Source organism: Qipengyuania sp. HL-TH1 (assembly GCF_036365825.1).
In the GTDB taxonomy this organism is placed as follows: Bacteria; Pseudomonadota; Alphaproteobacteria; order Sphingomonadales; family Sphingomonadaceae; genus Qipengyuania; species Qipengyuania profunda.
In genome coordinates, this window is record NZ_CP142675.1 from 1632325 (window position 1) to 1651734 (window position 19410).

General features: G+C 65.7%; 18 protein-coding genes and 1 pseudogene. 5 read left to right on the plus strand and 14 right to left on the minus strand.

All coding sequences use genetic code 11. From position 1 onward, the window contains the following. The 5 genes from VWN43_RS08595 to VWN43_RS08615 form a co-directional block, all read right to left on the minus strand. A complete protein-coding gene (locus VWN43_RS08595; RefSeq protein WP_320182056.1) occupies positions 1-690 on the minus strand; it encodes a CerR family C-terminal domain-containing protein in 690 nt (229 codons plus the stop codon). 52 nt (positions 691-742) lie between these two features. Then, the gene (locus VWN43_RS08600; protein ID WP_320182055.1) at positions 743-2089 is read right to left on the minus strand and encodes an oxygenase MpaB family protein; all 1347 of its coding nucleotides are present in this window, start codon (positions 2087-2089) and stop codon (positions 743-745) included. A 150-nt stretch (positions 2090-2239) separates the two neighbouring features. Beyond that, entirely contained in the window at positions 2240-2872 is a 633-nt protein-coding gene (locus VWN43_RS08605; RefSeq protein WP_320182054.1) for a hypothetical protein, read from the minus strand. 8 nt (positions 2873-2880) lie between these two features. After that, complete coding sequence (locus VWN43_RS08610) at positions 2881-3576, minus strand: hypothetical protein (protein WP_320182053.1); 696 nt, start codon at positions 3574-3576, stop codon at positions 2881-2883. Between the two features lie 194 nt (positions 3577-3770). After that, entirely contained in the window at positions 3771-4982 is a 1212-nt protein-coding gene (locus tag VWN43_RS08615; protein WP_320182052.1) for a saccharopine dehydrogenase family protein, read from the minus strand. A 67-nt stretch (positions 4983-5049) separates the two neighbouring features. On the opposite strand from VWN43_RS08615, the gene VWN43_RS08620 reads away from it, so the two are divergent. The 5 genes and pseudogenes from VWN43_RS08620 (at position 5050) to VWN43_RS08640 (ending at position 8913) form a co-directional block, all read left to right on the plus strand. Further along, entirely contained in the window at positions 5050-6003 is a 954-nt protein-coding gene (locus VWN43_RS08620) for a threonine ammonia-lyase (RefSeq protein ID WP_320182051.1), read from the plus strand. Positions 6004-6080: 77 nt separating this feature from the next. Next, positions 6081-7299, plus strand: a pseudogene (locus VWN43_RS08625) (BtaA family protein). Further along, a complete protein-coding gene (locus VWN43_RS08630; protein WP_320182049.1) occupies positions 7296-7946 on the plus strand; it encodes a class I SAM-dependent methyltransferase in 651 nt (216 codons plus the stop codon). Before VWN43_RS08625 ends, VWN43_RS08630 begins: the two are co-directional and overlap by 4 nt. Before the next feature lie 69 nt (positions 7947-8015). After that, on the plus strand, positions 8016-8465 hold the full coding sequence (locus VWN43_RS08635) for an MAPEG family protein (protein ID WP_320182048.1): 450 nt from the start codon (positions 8016-8018) through the stop codon (positions 8463-8465). Positions 8466-8478: 13 nt separating this feature from the next. After that, on the plus strand, positions 8479-8913 hold the full coding sequence (locus VWN43_RS08640; RefSeq protein ID WP_320182047.1) for an MAPEG family protein: 435 nt from the start codon (positions 8479-8481) through the stop codon (positions 8911-8913). A 125-nt stretch (positions 8914-9038) separates the two neighbouring features. Here VWN43_RS08640 and trxB read toward each other — a convergent pair whose 3' ends face one another. From trxB to VWN43_RS08685, 9 genes are all read right to left on the minus strand, one after another. Next, positions 9039-10022 carry a thioredoxin-disulfide reductase gene (gene trxB, locus VWN43_RS08645; RefSeq protein ID WP_320182046.1) on the minus strand — a complete coding sequence of 328 codons (984 nt, stop codon included), beginning with the start codon at positions 10020-10022 and terminating at the stop codon, positions 9039-9041. A 62-nt stretch (positions 10023-10084) separates the two neighbouring features. Then, the gene (locus tag VWN43_RS08650) at positions 10085-10864 is read right to left on the minus strand and encodes a tyrosine-protein phosphatase (RefSeq protein WP_320182045.1); all 780 of its coding nucleotides are present in this window, start codon (positions 10862-10864) and stop codon (positions 10085-10087) included. 57 nt (positions 10865-10921) lie between these two features. Further along, positions 10922-12328, minus strand: a complete 1407-nt coding sequence (locus VWN43_RS08655; RefSeq protein WP_320182044.1) for an alpha,alpha-trehalose-phosphate synthase (UDP-forming) — start codon at positions 12326-12328, stop codon at positions 10922-10924. Continuing rightward, entirely contained in the window at positions 12310-14097 is a 1788-nt protein-coding gene (locus VWN43_RS08660) for a glycoside hydrolase family 15 protein (protein ID WP_320182043.1), read from the minus strand. Before VWN43_RS08660 ends, VWN43_RS08655 begins: the two co-directional genes overlap by 19 nt. Further along, positions 14094-14837, minus strand: coding sequence for a trehalose-phosphatase (gene otsB / locus VWN43_RS08665; protein WP_320182042.1), 744 nt, complete (start codon positions 14835-14837; stop codon positions 14094-14096). The genes VWN43_RS08660 and otsB overlap by 4 nt, the downstream gene beginning before the upstream one ends. A 45-nt stretch (positions 14838-14882) precedes the next feature. Beyond that, positions 14883-15578, minus strand: a complete 696-nt coding sequence (locus tag VWN43_RS08670; RefSeq protein WP_253514961.1) for a retropepsin-like aspartic protease family protein — start codon at positions 15576-15578, stop codon at positions 14883-14885. 13 nt (positions 15579-15591) lie between these two features. Beyond that, positions 15592-16596, minus strand: coding sequence for an L-histidine N(alpha)-methyltransferase (gene egtD, locus VWN43_RS08675; protein WP_320182041.1), 1005 nt, complete (start codon positions 16594-16596; stop codon positions 15592-15594). After that, entirely contained in the window at positions 16596-17849 is a 1254-nt protein-coding gene (gene egtB, locus VWN43_RS08680; RefSeq protein WP_420493532.1) for an ergothioneine biosynthesis protein EgtB, read from the minus strand. The genes egtD and egtB overlap by 1 nt, the downstream gene beginning before the upstream one ends. Positions 17850-18028: 179 nt before the next feature. Beyond that, on the minus strand, positions 18029-19402 hold the full coding sequence (locus VWN43_RS08685; RefSeq protein ID WP_320182040.1) for a class II 3-deoxy-7-phosphoheptulonate synthase: 1374 nt from the start codon (positions 19400-19402) through the stop codon (positions 18029-18031). Between the last annotated feature and the right edge of the window lie 8 nt (positions 19403-19410).

The window sequence follows — 19410 nt, forward strand, 5'->3', positions numbered from 1 at the left end:
TCAATTCTCTCTTGAAGTATCGGCCACCAGCGCATCGACCTGGCGGGTGATCGAGCGGCGTACGGCGGCAACCTGTTCGGCGCCGATTTCGTTCCATCCCATGATCGCCTGCGACACGCGCCTGCCGCTGGTGAAGGCGATCATGTTGGCGATCAGCAGCAATGCATCGAGACGCGCCTCCTCGCTGCCGGGATCGCTGCCGCGCGCGGCGCGGATCAGCTGCGCGGTCAGCTCGGTCCCCGGCTGCCACAGCCGCTCATAGAGCAGCGCGAAGGCATCGCCCGGCGCGTTCATCTCGCGCGCGACGAACCCCGCCCACAGCGCCGCCTCCTCGCCCATGACCAGCGTTTCGACCAACGCATCCATCAGCTGGCGGAGCAGATCGTGCGCAGTGGCGCGGTCGCCCTGCCCCTGCGCAAGGAAAGCGACTGCGGGCGCGGTGGCGGCCGCCATGCCGTCGGCAAAGCGGTCGAGGATCGCCTGCGCGCATTCGAGATAGAGCGCGTCCTTCGACCCGAAATGATAGTTCAGCAGCGGCTGGTTGACCCCGGCCGCCGCGGCGATCGCACGGGTGCTCGCGCCTTCCAGCCCGCTTTCGGCAAAGGCCACGATCGCCGCATCGAGGATGAGGCTGCGCGTCTCGCTGCTCTTGGCATAGGTGCCGCGGTTGGCGGGTGGGGACTGGGCCATGCGCGGCCCATAGGGCAAGCGGCGGGCAAGCTCCATAGCCTGCCCGCGCGGGTTACAGCGCGGGCTTGTACTGGCTCGCGTCGGTGACGAAATCGGCGTGACCGTAGGTCTCGAGCAGCTGCCCCAGCTTGCGCACCAGCCGCCGGTCGGCCCAGTCGCGCGTAGCCGGAATGGCGGCGAGCGCCTTGTACCAGCGGATATGGCCGTGGACGAAGGCCAGCGCGCAGACCGCCGCCAGCCGGTCTGTGGCACTCATCGTGACGCCGACGCTGGCGGCCAGTTCGCGGTCGCCGCCCATGAAGTGCTGGATGAAGAACAGCTTCGAAAAACCGCCCTCCATCCAGCGCTTCGCCCCCGCCAAGGCCCCCTCTCCCTGGGTCATCTCGGCGTCCATCGTCGCGCGTAGCAGCGCGCCGCAGGTCTCGGGCTCAAACTCGGCGCGCAGCGTGGCCGAGCGCGTCAGCCACAGTTTCTCGATCCCGCGCGGGGTATCGCTCAGCAAATCCTCGGGCAGGCCCAGCAGGAAGCAGCGATAGCGCGCCAGTTCGACCTTGGCGCGTTCTTCGGGGGTGAAGGTTTCGCGGCCGCTGTCGAGCACCTCGCGTGCCATCAGATAGGTGCCGATCAGCCCCGCGGGCATCTGGTCGACCTGCGGGATCGGAATGCCATAGACGCCGACATCCCATTTGCCGCTACGCATGATGTTGGCACGGACCATCGAATGCATCAGCCGGACCTTGGCCGCCGCCTTGAACCCCGCCCCCGAGCGGCGCAGCGCACCGGGCATCAGCGTACAGGTGAAAAAGCTGCCGGTCTCATAGGCGCGGCGCGAAGCGGTATTGTTCGACAGCGTGCCGGTCAGCGCCATCGGCAGCGCGCTGTATTTGTTCATGAAGGTCGCGATGAAGGCGCCGCGCAGCACGAAGGGGGTCAGGTGGACATGCGCATTGCGCTCGGTCCGCGCGCCCTGCTCGACCAGTTCCATGTCGAGCCACTCGGGCGTGGCCTCCATCGCGGCGATGAAGGCGCGCAGTTCGGGCGGCGCATCCTCAACCGTCTCGAGCCCCTCGTCGCAGGCGCGGTCGAGCATGTCGACCAGCGCGCGGAAGCCGTATTCGGGCATTAGCGCGGCATAGGCATCCGCCGTGCGGTCGCCGGTCATCGTATAGGCGCGGATGGTCGCGAGGCATTTGCTGTCGGCGAGCAAATCGGCACGGCGCGAGGCGAAGCGCGCGGGCATCTCGACCTGGTCGGCAAGATCGGTGGAGAAGCGTTCGGGCAGCTGCGTAAAGTCGACCGAGCCATAGATCGCGGGGATCGCCTCGCGCTGCGCCACTACCTCGGGCGGAAAAGCTGCGGGTACGGGTTCGAGCGGTTCGACGTGCGCAAGCGTGGCCATGAAGCGGCTCCCTTCACGCGCCAATTTATATCACTCGATCAAATCGTCAACCCGTTGCGCGATCCTCGCCGCAAACGCGCGGGATACCGCCAAGGAAAACGGGGCGGAGCAGCGCCTGCTGCCCCGCCCCGCCGGGAATTTGCGATCCGCTCAATCGTCCTTGTCGGGACGATAGATCAGCGCCCGCACGGGGCCTTCGTAGGAGAACCCGCGCGACATCATCCGCTCCTGGCCGCTACGCCAGTTGGAGGCACCGAAGCCCGTGTAGACGGCGGTGGTCGACGTGTTCGACACGATCGTATCGTGGCTTTCGCCGACCGGTTCGGGATCGACGGTGACCAGCGCATACCGCTCGTTTTCCTGCGGTACGAACTGGATCGACAGGAGCCCGGGGCGGAACATGTACTTGTCGCGGCGGAAGCTGCGCGTTTCGGCACCGGCGGCATCGAGCAGCACGACCTTGGGCGACAGCACCCGCTCCGGTTCGAGCACCGAACCGATCTCGACCATCTTGGCGTGCGCTGCATCGGGGAGCGCGAAGACTAGATACGGCGCTGCCACCGCGCCGCGCCGCAGGCACGCGCCATTACCGGGGAGATGGGCATCGACCGTCCAGATCGCCTTGTCCTTTTCAGGCGTCAGGCCGATTGCCCCGGTCGTATCGACCACAGTCGGGCAATCGGGCCGATCATAGGCCAGCGTCGGCGGAATGGCCGGTGTGGTCGTGGTGCAGCCACCCAGAAGGGCGGCTGCACCAAGCGCGGTAAACAGGTTCCTGTTCATGGCCCCGCCTAGCGCATCAGCCGGACGGCGGTGTCCGCCACCCGCCTCAGCGCATCGTCGATCCCGGCGGCCAGCCGCTCGGGCTGCGTAATCATGTCTTCGCGGTTCTCGAACACATAAGCCGGGTTCGCAGCGATGGTCACCACACCGGCCTGCGCATCGACCCCGTTATAGACGATACGGTTTTCCATCAGCGTCTTGCCGGTCAGCGCATCGACCATCTTGATGTCGGCGGAGACCGTCGGGCGCCAGTTCTGGTTGCCTGCATTGACATAGCCATAGGCGGTGACGTTGAAATCGACCAGCGCCTGGGTGCCCTGCGGCGCGCCCGGATAGTCGCTGAGGAGTTCGCGCTTTTCGCGATCCGGTCCGGCCAGCATAACCGCGGCGATGCCGCTTTGGGCCAGCGCCGAGACGAGATAGCTTTCGAAATTCGCTTCGGGTGTGTGGTTGACGCTGTCGAGCGCTTCGTTGACCCGGTCACGGCGCGAGGCCTGGACCCCGGCGTCGATCAACCCGCCGATCAGCCCGAAATTCCCCATGGTCGATGCGGCTTCGTATGCGACCGCGTCTTCGGGCAGCGTGTCGTCGACGATGGCGACCGAGGTAACGGGTGCGGCAGGCGCGGTGTACGGCGTGCCGACATAGGGCTTGGCGCAGGCGGACAGCCCCAGCAGCGCGATGGCCGCGACGGATTTCTTCATGGAATTGTGACCCCTCAATGATCCCGGACGGGAGAGACCCGCCCAGTTGTCCGAATGGACGAACCGGGGCTACAAAGAAGCGAAGTCCGGCGTCAACATCGCCCGCAGTCCAGCGCGACTAAGTGGCTGATGGTGGCAGCAAAGACACTTCAAAAAGCGTTACCGCCACCCTCGCCTGTCGCAGCCGGCCACGATCAAAAATCTACCGGGCCGTCGAGTTCCTTGACCTGCCACGGCAGGCCGTGCGCGTTGAGCATGTCCATGAAGGGATCTGGGTCCATTTCTTCCATGTTGAACACGCCCTCGCCGGTCCACTTGCCGGTGACCATCATCGCGCTGCCGATCATGGCGGGGACGCCGGTGGTATAGGAAACCGCCTGGTTGCCCGTTTCCTCGTACGCCGCTTCGTGGCTGCAGATATTGTTGATGTAGAAGGTCTTCTCGCCCGATCCGTCAAGCGCCTCGCCGGTCGCGATCACGCCGATATTGGTGTTGCCCTTGGTGGTTTCGCCCAGCGATTCGGGCTTGGGCAGCACGGCGGCGAGGAACTGCAGCGGGATGATCTCCTTGCCCTGGTATTTGACCGGGTCGATCCGCGTCATGCCGACATTCTGCAGCACGGTCAGGTGCTTGATGTATTCATCGCCGAAGGTCATCCAGAAACGCGCGCGCTCCATCTCGGGGTTGAACTTGGCGAGGCTCTCAAGCTCCTCGTGATACATCATGTACATGTTCTTCGGGCCGACCGCCTCGAAGTCGAATTCGACCTTCTTGCCCATTGCCGGGGTCTCGACGAACTCGCCGTTTTCCCAGTGGCGCGCAGGCGCGGTGACTTCGCGGATGTTGATTTCCGGATTGAAATTGGTGGCGAAGGCCTGCCCGTGATCGCCGCCATTGCAATCGAGGATGTCGAGCTGGCGGATGGTCTTGAGCTTGTGCTTCTTGAGCCACATGGTGAAGACGCTGGTGACGCCGGGATCGAAGCCCGACCCCAGCAGCGCCATCAGCCCGGCATCCTTGAAGCGGTCGTGATAGGCCCACTGCCAGTGGTATTCGAAGCGCGCCTCGTCCTTGGGCTCGTAATTGGCGGTGTCGAGATAGGACACGCCGGCTTCGAGACAGGCGTCCATGATCGGCAGGTCCTGGTACGGCAGCGCCAGATTGACCACGAGGCTCGGGCCGACCTTCCTGATCAGATTGACCATCGCCGGGACTTCCTCGGCGTCGATCTCGTAGGTCGCCACATCCTGCCCGGTGCGCTCCTTCACGCTCGCGGCGATGCTGTCGCACTTGCTCTTCGTGCGGCTGGCAAGGTGAATGTCGCCGAAGATATCGGCGTTCATCGCCATCTTGTGGACGCAGACCGAGCTGACGCCGCCCGCACCGATCACCAGGACTGTGGACATGGGTAAACCTCTTTCGTGGAATTTCAGATCTTGCGCGCCCCCTAGCGAAATGCGCTACAGGGGCCAAATGATCCGAGACGATATGCGCAAACCGACCCGCGAAGGCGTTCTCGCCGCGGCCGCCTCCATTGCCGAATTGCTTCCGCCGACCCCGCTGCTGCCGGTCGAGGTCGGCGGCGTGCGCTGCCATGTGAAGGCGGAAAGCCTGCAACCGATCGGCGCATTCAAGATCCGCGGCGGCTGGTGGCGGCTGTCGAACCTCGACGCGGCGGAGAGGGCGCGCGGCGTGGTCGCGGTATCGTCGGGCAATCACGCGCAGGGCGTCGCCTGGGCGGCGCGGCGGCTGGGGATCGCGGCGGCGATCGTCATGCCGCGCAATGCGCCCACGGTGAAACTGGAAGCGACCCGCGCGCTGGGCGCGGAGATCGTGCTATACGACCGCCCCGGCGAGGATCGCGAGGAAGTCGCCGCGCGCGAGGTCGCGTCACGCGGGGCGACGCTGGTCCATGCCTTCAACGATCCGTGGGTGATCGAGGGCCAGGGCAGCGCGGGCATCGAGATCGCGGCACAGCTTGGCCGCGCGCCGTCGCGCGTGGTCGTCTGTTGCGGCGGCGGCGGGCTGTCCGCCGGGCTGGCTCTCGCCTGCCCCGACAGCGCGATCCATGTGATCGAACCGCAGGGCTGGGACGTGGTCGGGCAAGCGCTCGAAGCGGGCGAAGTCGTACGCGCGGTCAATCCGCCCGTCACCATCTGCGATGCGTTGCAGCCCGATGCCAGTGCGCCGGTGGTGCTGTCGGTGTTGCAGGGCCGCGCGCAGCCCGGTGTGGTCGTGACCGACGAGGAAGTCCGCGCGGCCCAGCGCTTTGCCTTTGCCAAGCTCAACCTGGTGGTCGAACCCGGCGGCGCGGCGGCGCTGGCGGCAGCGCTCTCGGGCAAGGTCCCGGTCGACGCGGATACGGTGATCATGGTGACCGGCGGCAATACCGATGCGGCGAGCTTTGCTAAGACGCTGATCGCCTAGCCCCGATACCGTCACGAGAGCGACACGCGCGCGCCCTATCGGCGTCGGACGATCGTAACTTTCGGGACGTGACACGCATGGCGGCAGTGGCAAAACGGATCATCGACGATGCGGTGGTCCGCAAGGATGCGAAAGCGGGCGACAAGTTGCTCGACAGGGCTTTCGCGCTGGCCTTCAAGGGGCTGGTCTATGCGCAGATCTGGGAAGACCCGGTAATCGACATGGAAGGGCTGGAAATCGGCCCGAGCATGCGCGTGATGTGTATCGCCAGCGGCAGCTGCAACGCGCTGTCCTATCTGACCGCCGACCCTGCCGAAGTGGTCGCGGTCGATCTCAACCGGGCGCATGTCGCGCTGGGCAAGCTCAAGATCGCGGCGATCCGCAACTTGCCCGGTTACGACCGCTTCCGCCGCTTTTTCGCCGAGGCCGATCACCAGGAAAACCGCGCGATCTACCGCACGATGATCGCGCCGCACCTGGATGCGGAAAGCCGCAAATACTGGGAAAGCCGCGACCTTACCGGGCGCAAGCGGATCAGCCACTTCACTCGCGGCATCTACCGCCAGGGCCTGCTGGGCGGGTTTATCGGCATCGCGCATCTCGCGGCCAAATTCTACCGCATCGACCTCGCCCGTGTGCTGAGGGCCGCAACGCTGGCGGAGCAGCGCGCGATTTTCGAGGCCGAGCTGGCCCCGGTGTTCGACAAGGCATTCGTGCGCTGGCTGACCGATCATCCCGCCTCGCTGTTCGGCCTCGGCATCCCGCCCGCGCAATATCAGGCGCTGGCGGGTGACGAGAAGATGGCGGTGGTGCTCAAGCGGCGGCTGGAAAAGCTCGCCTGCGATTTCCCGGTGGATGACAATTACTTCGCCTGGCAGGCCTTCGGGCGCGGTTATGACCGCACCGTGGGCGCTCCCCCTGCCGCCCTATCTCCAGCGCGGCAATTGGCCGGTGATGCAGCAGCGGATCGGCCGGCTCGATATGCGCCATGCCAATATGGTGGATTACCTGGCCGGGAGCGATGCGGGCAGCCACGACCGCTATGTCCTGCTCGATGCGCAGGACTGGATGGATGACCGGCAGCTCAACGAATTGTGGGCGCAGATCACCCGCACTGCCCGCCCCGGCGCGCGCGTATTGTTCCGCACCGCGGCCGAGCCGAGCCTGCTGCCCGGACGGCTGGCAGACGATCTGGCGGCGCGCTGGACCTATCACGCACAGACATCCGCCGACCTCACCGCGCGCGATCGCTCGTCGATCTATGGCGGCGTGCATCTGTACGAATTCGCCCGATGAGCGAGGCGGGGACAGCCAGCCAGGCGGCGCTGATGGACGGGATCTACCGCGGCCAGCGGCATATCTACGATCTGACGCGCAAATATTACCTGTTCGGCCGCGACGGGCTGATCGAACAGCTTGCGGCGCCCGATGGCGCAACCGTGATCGAGATCGCCTGCGGGACGGGCCGCAACCTTGGCGCGATCAAACGCCGCTGGCCGGGCACCGCGGTCCACGGGCTCGATATTTCGGCGGAGATGCTCAAGAGCGCGCGCACCGCGCTGGGCGCCGGGGCGCGGCTGGCGCAGGGCGATGCCTGCCGCTTCGATGCCCCCGCACTGTTCGGACGCGAAGGCTTCGACCGGGTGGTGTTGTCCTATGCGCTGTCGATGATCCCCGATTGGGAGCGCGCGCTGCAACAGGCCGCACGGCTCGTCGCCCCCGGCGGATCGCTGCATGTGGTCGATTTCGGCTCGCTCGAGGCGATGCCCGCGCCGCTCGCGCGGGGCTTGCGCGGCTGGCTGGCACGGTTCCACGTCAGCCCGCGTACCGATTTGCATGAGGCATTGCTGCGCGCCTGCGCAATCAACGCGCTCGATTGCGAATTCGAGACCGCGCGGTGGGACTATTTCCAGCGCGCAACGCTGCGCCGCCCGCCCGGCTAGGTTGCAATTGACAATCCACCGCGGGGCCAGCACTCTTGCCCGATAAGGGTCAAAGGGGAGAATCCACACATGCTAGCCCAGATGCTCGCACCCGCGGCGGTGCTGATCGCGTGGTCGTTACTTATCCTGTTCTGGATGGCGTTCACGCGCCTGCCCGCGCTGAGCAAGGCCGGCGGGCTCGGCGCTGCCAAGCCAGGCGGCCGGGGACAGGATCTCGAGGGAGTGATCCCCGACAAGATCAATTGGAAATCGCACAATTACGCGCATCTGATGGAACAGCCGACGCTGTTCTATGCCGCCAGCGTGATCATCGCGCTGCTGGGCGCGAGCGCGCTCGATACGGTATTCGCGTGGATCTATGTCGCGCTGCGGATCGTCCATTCGATCTGGCAGGCAACCGTCAATGTGGTGAAAATCCGCTTCCTGCTGTTTATCGCATCGACGATCGCGCTGATCTACCTCGCCTATCGCGCGCTTGCGCTGACGCTGTTCCACGATCCCAGCCTCGTGCTGGCCTGACGGAGACTATCCGATGATTCAATCGCAAATCCTCCAGCCCATCGTCGTGCTCGTCGTATGGACGATGATCATGTGGCTGTGGATGTACGCCACCCGTATCCCCGCGATGTCGCAGGCGGGGATCGACCCCAATGACGCGCGCCGGACCAAGTCGCTGGACGAGACGCTGCCCGCCGAAGTCCAGTGGAAAGCGCATAATTACAACCATCTGCACGAAGCACCGACGGTGTTTTATGCGGTAGCGCTGGTGCTGGCGATGATCGGCGCGGGCGACGGCATGAACGCGCTGATCGCGTGGATCTATGTCGGGCTGCGGATCATCCACTCGCTGGTCCAGGTCACCGCGAATGTGGTGATGGTGCGCTTCGTGCTGTTCGCACTGTCGAGCGTCGCGCTGATCGCGCTGTCGGTCAATGCCGCGATGTTGGTGTTCGGCACCCACATGTAAGCCAACACCCAGTCATTGCGATGAGCCGCAGGCTCCGCGGCAATCCATCTTCCGGCGTAGCAATTCGCTGCAAGGTCGGTTGATGGATTGCTTCGCCTGCGGCTCGCAATGACTGTGTAGAGAGCTTATTCCGCCGCTTCGGCTTCGTGCGCGTGGCCGTCGGCGTCGATCTCCAGACCCGCGATGAACCGTTCGGCGTCGAGCGCGGCCATGCAGCCCATCCCCGCGGCGGTGACCGCCTGGCGATAGACGTGGTCGGTGACGTCGCCCGCGGCGAACACGCCGGGCACTTCGGTCTTGGGCGATCCCGCCTCGGTCAGCAGGTAGCCGCCCTCGTCCATCGGCAGCTTGCCCTTGAACAGTTCGGTCGCTGGCGCGTGGCCGATCGCGACGAAGGCGCCATCGACTTCGAGCGTGCTGTCTTCGCCGGTGACCGTGTCGCGCAGGTTGAGGTGTTCCAGCGCGCCGGTGGGGCCGGCTTCGAAGCTTTCGACCGCCTTGTTCCAGATCACGCTGATCTTGGGATGGTTGAGCAGGCGTTCCTGCAGGATCTTCTCGGCGCGCAATTCGTCGCGGCGGTGGATCAGCGTGACATCGTCCGAATGGTTGGTGAGGTAGAGCGCTTCCTCGACCGCGGTATTGCCGCCGCCGATCACCGCGACCTTCTTGCCGCGGTAGAAGAAGCCGTCGCAGGTGGCGCAGGCGCTGACACCCTTGCCGCCCAGTTCCATCTCGCCCGGCACGCCCAGCCACTTGGCCTGCGCGCCGGTGGCGATCACCAGCACGTCGGCGACATATTCGTCGCCGCTGTCGCCAGTCGCGGTAAAGGGCGAGCCGTTCGATACGTCGACATCGACGATCGTGTCCCACATCATCCGCGTGCCCACATGTTCGGCCTGCTTCTGCATCTGCTCCATCAGCCACGGGCCCTGGACGACATCGGCGAAGCCGGGATAGTTCTCGACATCGGTGGTGATGGTCAGCTGGCCGCCAGGCTGCAGCCCTTGCACCACGATCGGTTCCATCATCGCGCGCGCCGCATAGATGGCGGCGGAATAGCCCGCGGGGCCCGAGCCGATGATGAGCATCTTGGTGCGATGGGTAGCCATGTCGTCAAATTCCGTCAGTCAGAAGGGTGTTCGCGGCTATATGGGAAGCCGCAGCCGCAGAGTCACGCCACGAAGCGGACGATCAGCGCCTCGCGCAGCGCGTCATCCACACCTATCGCGGCTTCGAGATAGGTGTCGAAGCTGCCGTGGCGCTCGGTCGCGATCTCGAGATAGCGATCGAGATATTCCTCGCGCACGCCGAGCAGGTCCTTCGCCGCGCCTTCGTCGAGCTTGCGGCCCAGCCGCGCCTCGATCCCCGGCAGCGACTGCCGCGCGAGGACGTCGAAGGTCGGGCTGTCGTTGGTGCGCAGGAATTCGCGGCGCTGGTCTTCCTCGGCCACGCCGAGGATGTGCAGCAGCATGGTCGCGGCCACGCCGGTGCGGTCCTTGCCGGCATAGCAATGGACGAGGCTGGCCCCCTCGCGCTGTGCAAGGATGGTGAGATAGCGCCCGAACATGTCGATCATCGCCGGGTTGTCGGGCATGCGCGTGTAAACCGCGAGCATGCGTTCGCGCGCGAAATCGGCGGCATTGGTGTCGGGGCCGATATCCATGTGCGGCGGGCTGGAAGTGGTTTCGCCTTCGTAGAACAGCACCTGCCCGTCGAACCCCTCGACCCGGCGGCAGGGATTGGCCGCGCGCTCGCTTTCCCCGCGCAGGTCGATGACCGTGTGGATGCCCAGCGGGGCGATCGCGGCGAGATCGTCGTCGGTCGCCTCGACATGGTGGCCCGAGCGGAACAGCAGACCGGTGCGCACCTGGCCGCCCCCGCGCGTGCGCCAGCCGCCGTAATCGCGGAAATTGTGGATGCCCTGCGTCTCGAGAAATGGTTCGCGAATCATGCGCGCGACGGTGGCAGCGCGGCAGGGCATGCGCAATCACAGCGAGCAGCTTCGCGCTCAGGCCTCGCTCAGATCGCGCAGGAAATTGGCGGTCCAGTCCTGCACATTGTCGTCGCGCACGGTGGCGATCAGCTTCTGGTAGCGCGCCTTGCGTTCTTCCAGCGTCATGTCGAGCGCGGTCTGGATCGCATGCGCGATATCGTCGGGGCTGTGCGGATTGACCAGCACCGCATCGGGCATCTGCGCCGCCGCGCCGGCGAAGCGCGAGAGGATCAGCACGCCGGGATCCTCGGGGTCCTGCGCCGCGATATATTCCTTGGCAACGAGGTTCATCCCGTCGCGCAACGGAGTGACCAGCCCGATCTTGGCGGCGCGGAAGAAGCCGAACAGTTCCTCATGGCTGTAGCCGCGATTGACGTAGCGGATCGGGACCATGTCGACCTCGCTGCGTGCGCCGTTGATCCGGCCGCATTTCTGTTCGAGCTCGGCGCGGATTGCCTGGTAGCTGTCGACATCCTCGCGGCTGGGCGGCGCGATCTGGATGAAGACGAGGTCCTGCACCCGCTCGGGATGCTTGTCGAAGAAGCGCCCGATCCCGTCGATGCGCTCGGGAATGCCCTTCGAATAATCGAGCCGGTCGACCCCGATCATCGCCGTGCGTCGGCGCGACGAGCTGAGCAGCCGTTGCTGGGCCTGCCGCGCTTCACCGGCATCGCCCAGCTGCGAAAAATGATCCCAGTCGATCCCGATCGGATAGGCGCGCGCGATCGTGGTGCGCCCTTCGAAGCTGACGGTGCCCTTTTCGCCGTCGACTTCGGCGCCAAGCTCGTTCTCGCAATAATGCAGGAAGCTTTCGAGCCATTCCTGCGTCTGGAAGCCGACCACGTCGTAATAGAGCAGCGTGCGCACCAGCCGCTCGTGATAGGGCAGCGAGACGAACAGCCGCGTCGGCGGCCAGGGAATGTGCAGGAAGAAGCCGATGCGGTTCTTGAGCCCGCGCGAGCGCAGCCGCTCGCCAAGCGGGATGAGGTGGTAATCGTGGACCCAGACGGCATCGTCGGGTTCGATCAGCGGCGTGACCTGGTCGGCAAAGCGTTCGTTGACGCGTTCGTAGCCCTTGCCCGTCTCGCGTTCGTATTCCGCGAGGTCGAGCCGGTAATGGAACAGCGGCCACAGCGTCGAATTGGCATAGCCGTTGTAATATTCGTCGATATCGCGCTGCGACAAGTCGATCGTCGCGGTGGTCACGCCGTCATTGGTCTGCGTGTCGATATGCCCGGTGCGTCCGCTTTCGCTTTCCTGCCCCGACCAGCCGAACCATAATCCCTTGCGGTCGCTGAGCGCGGCGAGGAGCGCCCCGGCCAAGCCCCCCTGCGCGCCCGCTGCGCCGCGCGCCTTGGGCACCGCGACGCGGTTGGATATGACGACGAGACGGGGTTGATCGGTCAGCGTACTTCGCTCCACGGTTTACTCAGCAGACCCGCACAGTTGATGATACCAACCAGCGAATAGGTTTGCGGGAAGTTCCCCCACAATTCATCGGTTTCGTAGTCGAGATCCTCGCTCAGCATGCCCGATGCGGTGGTGTGGCTGAGCATGGCCTCGAACATTTCGCGCGCCTCTTCGCGCCGCTCGACCAGCGCCAGCGCCTCGATCAGCCAGAAGGTACAGACGTTGAACGCGGTTTCGGGTGCGCCGAAATCGTCCTCGGCGGCATAGCGCAGCATGTGGTCGCCGCGCCGCAGGTCGCGTTCGACCGCGGCAAAGGTCTTGAGGAAGCGCTCGTCGTCGGGCTTGAGATAGCGCAGTTCGACCAGTTGCAACAGGCTGGCGTCGAGATAGTCGCTTTCGAAGCTGGCGCCGTAATGCCCGCCCTCATCGCTCCACGCATTCGCGTCGATCTTGGTGCGGATCGCGTCGGCGCGCTGTTTCCAGTGGACCACGCGGTCGCCCTTGCCCAGCCGGGCGGCGACATTGGCCAGCCGGTCGCAGGCGGCCCAGCACATCACCGCCGAATAGGTGTGCACTTCCTGCCGCGTGCGAAACTCCCACAGCCCCGCATCGGGCTGGTCGTGCTTCGCCCAGGCGGCCTCGCCGACTTCTTCGAGATGTTCGAAATCGCGCTCGTCCGCCATGCGCAGCAGGCGCGTGTCGAAGAAGGCCTGCGCAGTCGGCATGACGATCTGGCCATAGCAATCGTGCTGCACCTGCTTGTAGGCCGCATTGCCCACGCGCACCGGGCCCATGCCGCGATAGCCCGCGAGATGCTCGGCCTCGAATTCGTGCAGCTGATCCGCGCCCATCACCGAATAGAGCGGCTGGATCTGCCCGCCGCGCGCCTGGTCGACGATGTTGCGTAGATAGGCGAGATATTTCTCGAGCACGTCGAGCGCGCCGAGCCGGTTGAGCGCCTGGACGGTGTAATAGCTGTCGCGGATCCAGCAGTAGCGATAGTCCCAGTTGCGCTGGCTGTTGGCGGCTTCGGGGATCGAGGTGGTCAACGCGGCGACGATGGCGCCGGTTTCCTCGTGCTGGCACAGCTTGAGCGCGATCGCGGCGCGGATGACCTCTTCCTGCCATTCGAGCGGGATATGCAGCCCGCGCACCCAGTGCTGCCAGTAGCGCGCGGTCATCGCTTCCATCCGCCGCACTTCGCTGCGGATATTGCCATCGAAGGGCTCGTCGGGGCCGAGGAAGAAATGCTGGTCGCTCTCGACCCGGTAACTGCGCCCTTCGAGGACGTAGCCGATCGGGGCATCGGTCGACAGGCGCAGCGCCTGCGGACCGATCAGATAGCGGATGTGGTTGGTGCCATTGGTCGTCTCGGCCAGCGAGGCGCCATAGCCGTTCATCGGCACCAGCACGACGCGCAGCCGCGGGGCGCCCGCCACCGGGCGCACGATGCGCGCATAGGCGACCGGGCGGTACATCCGGCCCGAACGTTCGAAGCGCGGTGCGAAATCGTGGATCTCGACCGCGCTGCCGTCCTCGGCCTCGAGGCGGGTGACCAGGATCGCGGTGTTGCGTTCGTAGCGCTGGCTGCTGCGCGCCTGCCCTTCGAGCTCGAACCGCCAGATGCCGCGATCGCGCGCATTGTCGTTGAGCAGCGAACAGAACACCGGGTCGCCGTCGACGCGCGGGACGCAGCCCCAAACGAAAGCCCCCTCGCTATCGACCAGCGTACTGACCTGGCAGTTGCCGATCGGGGAAAGCTCGAGGTCCGATTGCATCATATCTCCAACCAATGGTGCACCGCAGCAACGCTGTCGAGTCCGTATCTTGCCCCTTCGCTCGCACGTTCGCCGACCGCAATGCCGAAACCGCCATGTTCGACCGCACCGGCGAAGCCGTCCTCGTCGGTCACATCGTCGCCGATGAACACCGGCGAAGCGCCCGCGAAGGGCGCGACTTCCATGAAGGCCGATACTGCGGCCGCCTTGGTTGCGCCGGGGCGCACCAGTTCGGCCACACCCTTGCCGCTGGTCACGCATAATTCGCGCGCGGCAGCGAATTCGCGCGCGAAGGCCAGCGTCGCTTCGCGCTTTTCGGGCGCGGCGCGGAAATGCAGCGCGCCGCCATGCGTCTTGGTTTCGTAGAACAGGCCATGCGCGTCGGCGAAGGCACGCAATTCGGCAATCGCGGCGTCCGACAGGCGCTGGGGTTCGTCACCGAGCCGCGTGCCGTCGGCCAGAAAGCGCGACGCGCCATGCGAACCCGCGCGGCATATCGCCGGCTGTCCCAGATGCCCGGTCAGATCGTCGAGCGCGCGGCCGCTGACCAGCGCGAGCCGCCCGTCGAGCCGGTCGCGCAGCGCGTGCAGCCGGCCGAGCAATCCATCGGGGACGTGAATGTCACCGGGGCGCGGCGCGATTTCGACCAGCGTGCCATCGAAATCGAGAAACAGCGCCGCGGGTCCGCTGGCAAGCAGCTGTGCCAGCGGCGGCGGGGGCGGAAGCGTGTTCGGGCCATCCATCGCGGCCTGCCTAGCGTTTCGGCGCGCGCGGTCCAACGGGGGATTTCACGAAATCGTGTCCTCGGCGCGCGGCACGAGGATCAGCGTGTTGTCCTCCACCCGCCACGATCCGAGCCGCGCCAGCACATTCATCCCGATGACGTTGAAATCGCCGAAGCTTTCCGCGATCGCCGCATCGGTCCCGCTGGCGCTAACATTGCCGAAGGTCAGGCTGTCGATCGTCGCGACATGCGCCTGCACCGTGCCATTGGCGGTGCCCAGCATGATCGGGATGCCGCCGCGGCGCGGCTCGAGCCCGGCGCGCTCGGCGAGCGGCGCGGAAATCGCGGTGAGCGTGGCGCCGGTATCGATCATGAAATTGCCCGGCACGCCGTTGACTTCGGCGCGGACCCAGAAATGCCCGTCGGCGGACAGCGGGATCTGCGTTTCGCCGCCTTCGACCAGCTGTTCGGGCAGGCCGATCTGCGGCACCGCGACATCGAAGCGCGGGTCGAAACGCGACAATTGCAGCACCACCGTCAGCAGGATCAACCCGAGCGCGAGCGAGCTGCCCACGCGCAGCAGCCCGCCGAGCGCCGAGCGCTTGGCGATCATCGCGCCGATCCAGCCGAGCACCATGGCCGCGACGGCGGCAATCAGCAGCTCGGAGCGCGGGATCGCACGCAGCATATCCGCGGCGGCGCTGAAGACGGGTTCGAAATCCATACCGGGGATATAGGAACGCGCCGGTGTCGCGTCCATGAATACGCGCGGCCTAGGGCGCTTCGCGCTGTTCGGTGGCGCGCGCGAGGATCAGCGAGAAGCGCTTGGCGCTATCGGTCCAGCGTTTGACCGGGGTCCAGCCGCCCGCAAGCAGCAGCATGTTGGCGCTGCGGCGGGTGAATTTATGGCTGTTCTCGGTGTGGATGCTGTCGCCCTGCTTCATCGCGAAACTTTCGCCCGACACCGTAAAGTCGATATCGCGCGTGGCTGTCAGATGCATTTCGATCCGCGCCAGCCGGTCGTTCCACACCGCGTCATGCGTCAGCGCATCGGCGGGGATAGTGCCATCGAGCTCGCGATTGATGCGGGTGACGAGGTTCTTGTTGAACGCACCGGTCACGCCATCGGCATCGTCATAGGCGGCTTCGAGCACCTTGCGGTCTTTCACCAGGTCCATGCCGATCAGCAGCATCGCGCTGTCGCCCACGCCCTCGTCCGCCCCCAGCGTCGCGCGCATCGAGCGCAGCAGGTCGACCGCGGTACGCGGGACCATGTTGCCGATGGTCGAGCCGGGAAAGAACCCCAGCCGGGCAAGCGGTTCGACCGCCTCGGGCAGCGTCACGCGGCGCATGAAATCGGCCTCGACCGGATGGACCGGCAGGCCGGGAAATTTTTGGGCTAACCCGGCGGCGCTTTCGCGCAGGAAATCGCCCGAGATATCGAGCGGGACATAGGCCGCGGGCGCGATCGCCTCGAGCAGCAGCGGCGTCTTGACCGAGCTGCCCGAGCCGAATTCGACCACCGCCCTGCCCGGCCCGATCAGCTTCGCAAACTCGGCCCCGCGCGCGGTGAGGATTTCGGTCTCGGCGCGGGTCGGGTAATATTCCTCGACCTGCGTGATCTTCTCGAACAGGCGCGAGCCTTCCTCGTCGTAGAACCACCGCGCAGGGATGGCCTTGGGCTGTTGGCGCAGCCCCGCGAGCACGTCCTGGCGGAACGCCTTGTCGACGCCGTCCTTGTCGCGTTCGACGAGCGCGATCCCCTTTTCGGTAGTCATCAGATGTCCTTTGCCAGCCTCAGGCCGGTGAATTGCCACCGCTGGTGCGGGTAGAAGAAGTTGCGGTAGCTGGCGCGCGAATGACCGCGCGCGGTGGCGCAGCTGGCCCCCCGGAGCACGAACTGGCCGCTCATGAACTTGCCATTGTATTCGCCCACCGCGCCTTCGGCGGGCTGGAAACGCGGATAGGGCAGATAGGCCGAGCGGGTAAACTGCCAGCAATCGCCGAACAGGCCGCTGCTGCCGCGCGAAAGCGGCGGGGCTGCCTCGTCGAGCTGGTTGCCTTCGTGCGGGTCATGCGCCGGCGCCTGGCCTTCCTGCCCGCGCGCGATCGCTTCCCATTCGAATTCGGTGGGCAGGCGCTGGCCCGCCCAGCTGGCGAAGGCATCGGCTTCGAAATAGGAGATATGCGTGACCGGGGCGTCGGGATCGCGATCCTGCCAGCCGGCATGGGTGAACTGCTCGCCCTCGTTCCAGTAGAGCGGCGCGCGCACGCCGTGTTCGCGCACCCAGGCCCAGCCATCGGAGAGCCACAGGCTGGCGGTGTCATAGCCGCCATCGGCGATAAATTCGGCCCAGTCGCGATTGCTGACCAGCCGCGACGACAGTGCGAAGGGTTCGAGCAGGACACGGTGCGCGGGGCCTTCATTGTCGAAGGCAAAGCCATCCGCCTGGTGGCCGATCCGCGCGATGCCGCCGGGGTGTTCGTGCCAGTTATCAGCCTGCGGCTGTGCGGCTGGCATGGGCGTATCCCACAAGGCCACGCCGAGCGGGTTCTGGAACAGCGCGTGCTTGATATCGGTGAGCAGCAATTCCTGGTGCTGCTGTTCGTGGGCGAGCCCGAGTTCGATCAGCGGCGCGAGCTCCTCGCGCGCGAACAGCGGCTCCATCGCGGCATCGACATGCGCGCGCCAGTGGCGGATGTCCGCCAGCGTCGGACGCGACAGCATCCCGCGCGAAAAGCGGTGGATGCGCTCGCCTTCGGCCTCGTAATAGGAATTGAATACGAAGGGCCAGCGCTCGTCGAACAGCGAATATCCGCCGAGATGGTCGCGCAGCAGGAAGGTTTCCCAGAACCACGTGGTATGCGCCAAATGCCATTTGGCGGGGCTGGCATCTTCCATCGACTGGATCGTCGCATCGGCTTCGGACAGCGGCGCGGCCAGCGCCTCGCTCAGCGCGCGGGTCACGGCGTAGCGACTCTCGATTTCCTCTCCCAGCGCGGGCTGCGCTTGCGGCTGGACCTGGTTCAATGCCGGTCCCCTTGGGCTGCAGTCGCCGGAAGGTGGCAACCACGGTTCACCATGGCGCAATTCAGTTTCGGTTTAAAGGCCGGGGGCCAAAAAGCATGCCCAAACAATCGACTGACGCGCATTACCGGAGAATGCGGGGCCGGCGCCGCGGTTCCCGCGCACGCCTCCGGGCTGCAAGCTCAGGCGGCGTCGGCCTGGCGGATACCGTGTTCCTCATTGAGCATTTCGGCGATGAGGAAAGCCAGTTCGAGCGATTGCGCGGCATTGAGACGCGGGTCGCAATGCGTGTGATAGCGATCCTTCAGCGCCTCGTCGGTGATTGCGACCGCGCCGCCGACGCATTCGGTCACGTCCTGCCCGGTCATCTCGACATGGATTCCGCCGGGATGCGTGCCTTCGGCGCGGTGGACCGCGAAGAAGCCCTTCACTTCCGTAAGGATGCGGTCGAAGGGCCGCGTCTTGTAGCCGCTGTCCGATTTGACGACATTGCCGTGCATCGGGTCGCAGCTCCACACCACCGGATGCCCTTCGGCCTTCACCGCGCGCACCAGCCGCGGCAGGCCGTCTTCCACCTTGTCATGGCCAAAGCGGCTGATCAGCGTGATCCGTCCCGGCTCGCGCGCGGGGTTGAGCGTGTCGAGCAGCCTGAGCAGCGCGTCGGTTTCGAGGCTGGGGCCGCATTTCATCCCCAGCGGATTGCCGATGCCGCGCGCGAATTCGATATGCGCGCTGTTTTCGAAGCGCGTGCGGTCGCCGATCCACACCATATGCGCCGAGCAATCGTACCATTCGCCGGTCAGGCTGTCGCGGCGCGTGAGCGCCTGTTCGTAGGGCAGCAGCAGCGCTTCATGGCTGGTGAAGAAGCTGGTGCGCTGCAATTGCGGCACCACCTGCGGATCGACCCCGCACGCCTCCATGAAATCGAGCGCTTCGCCGATCCGGTCGGCAACGTCGGAAAACTTGTCCGCCCACGGGCTGCGGCCCATGAATTCGAGCGTCCACTGGTGGACCTGCCGCAGATTGGCATAGCCGCCCGTGGCAAAGGCGCGCAGCAAATTGAGCGTGGCAGCCGCCTGCGAATAGGCGCGGACCATGCGCTGCGGATCGTTGGTGCGCGTCGCGGCATCGAATTCGATGCCGTTGATATTGTCGCCGAAATAGCTTGGCAGCGTGACATCGCCCTGCGTTTCGGTGTTCGAGCTGCGCGGCTTGGCAAACTGCCCCGCCATACGCCCGACCTTCACCACCGGCTTCTTGCTGGCGAAGGTCATCACCACCGCCATCTGCAGCAGCACGCGGAAGGTGTCGCGGATGTTGTTGGGATGAAACTCGGCAAAGCTTTCGGCGCAATCGCCGCCCTGCAGCAAGAAGGCGCGGCCCTCGGCGACTTCGGCGAGATCGGCCTTGAGCGCGCGCGCTTCGCCGGCAAACACCAGCGGCGGATGCGTTTCGAGCGTGGTCGTCGCGGCCTCGAGCGCGGCCGGATCGAGATAGTCGGGCAAGTGCCTTGCCTCGTATCCCTGCCAGCTATCGGGTGCCCAGTTGGTCGCCATTGTCTCTT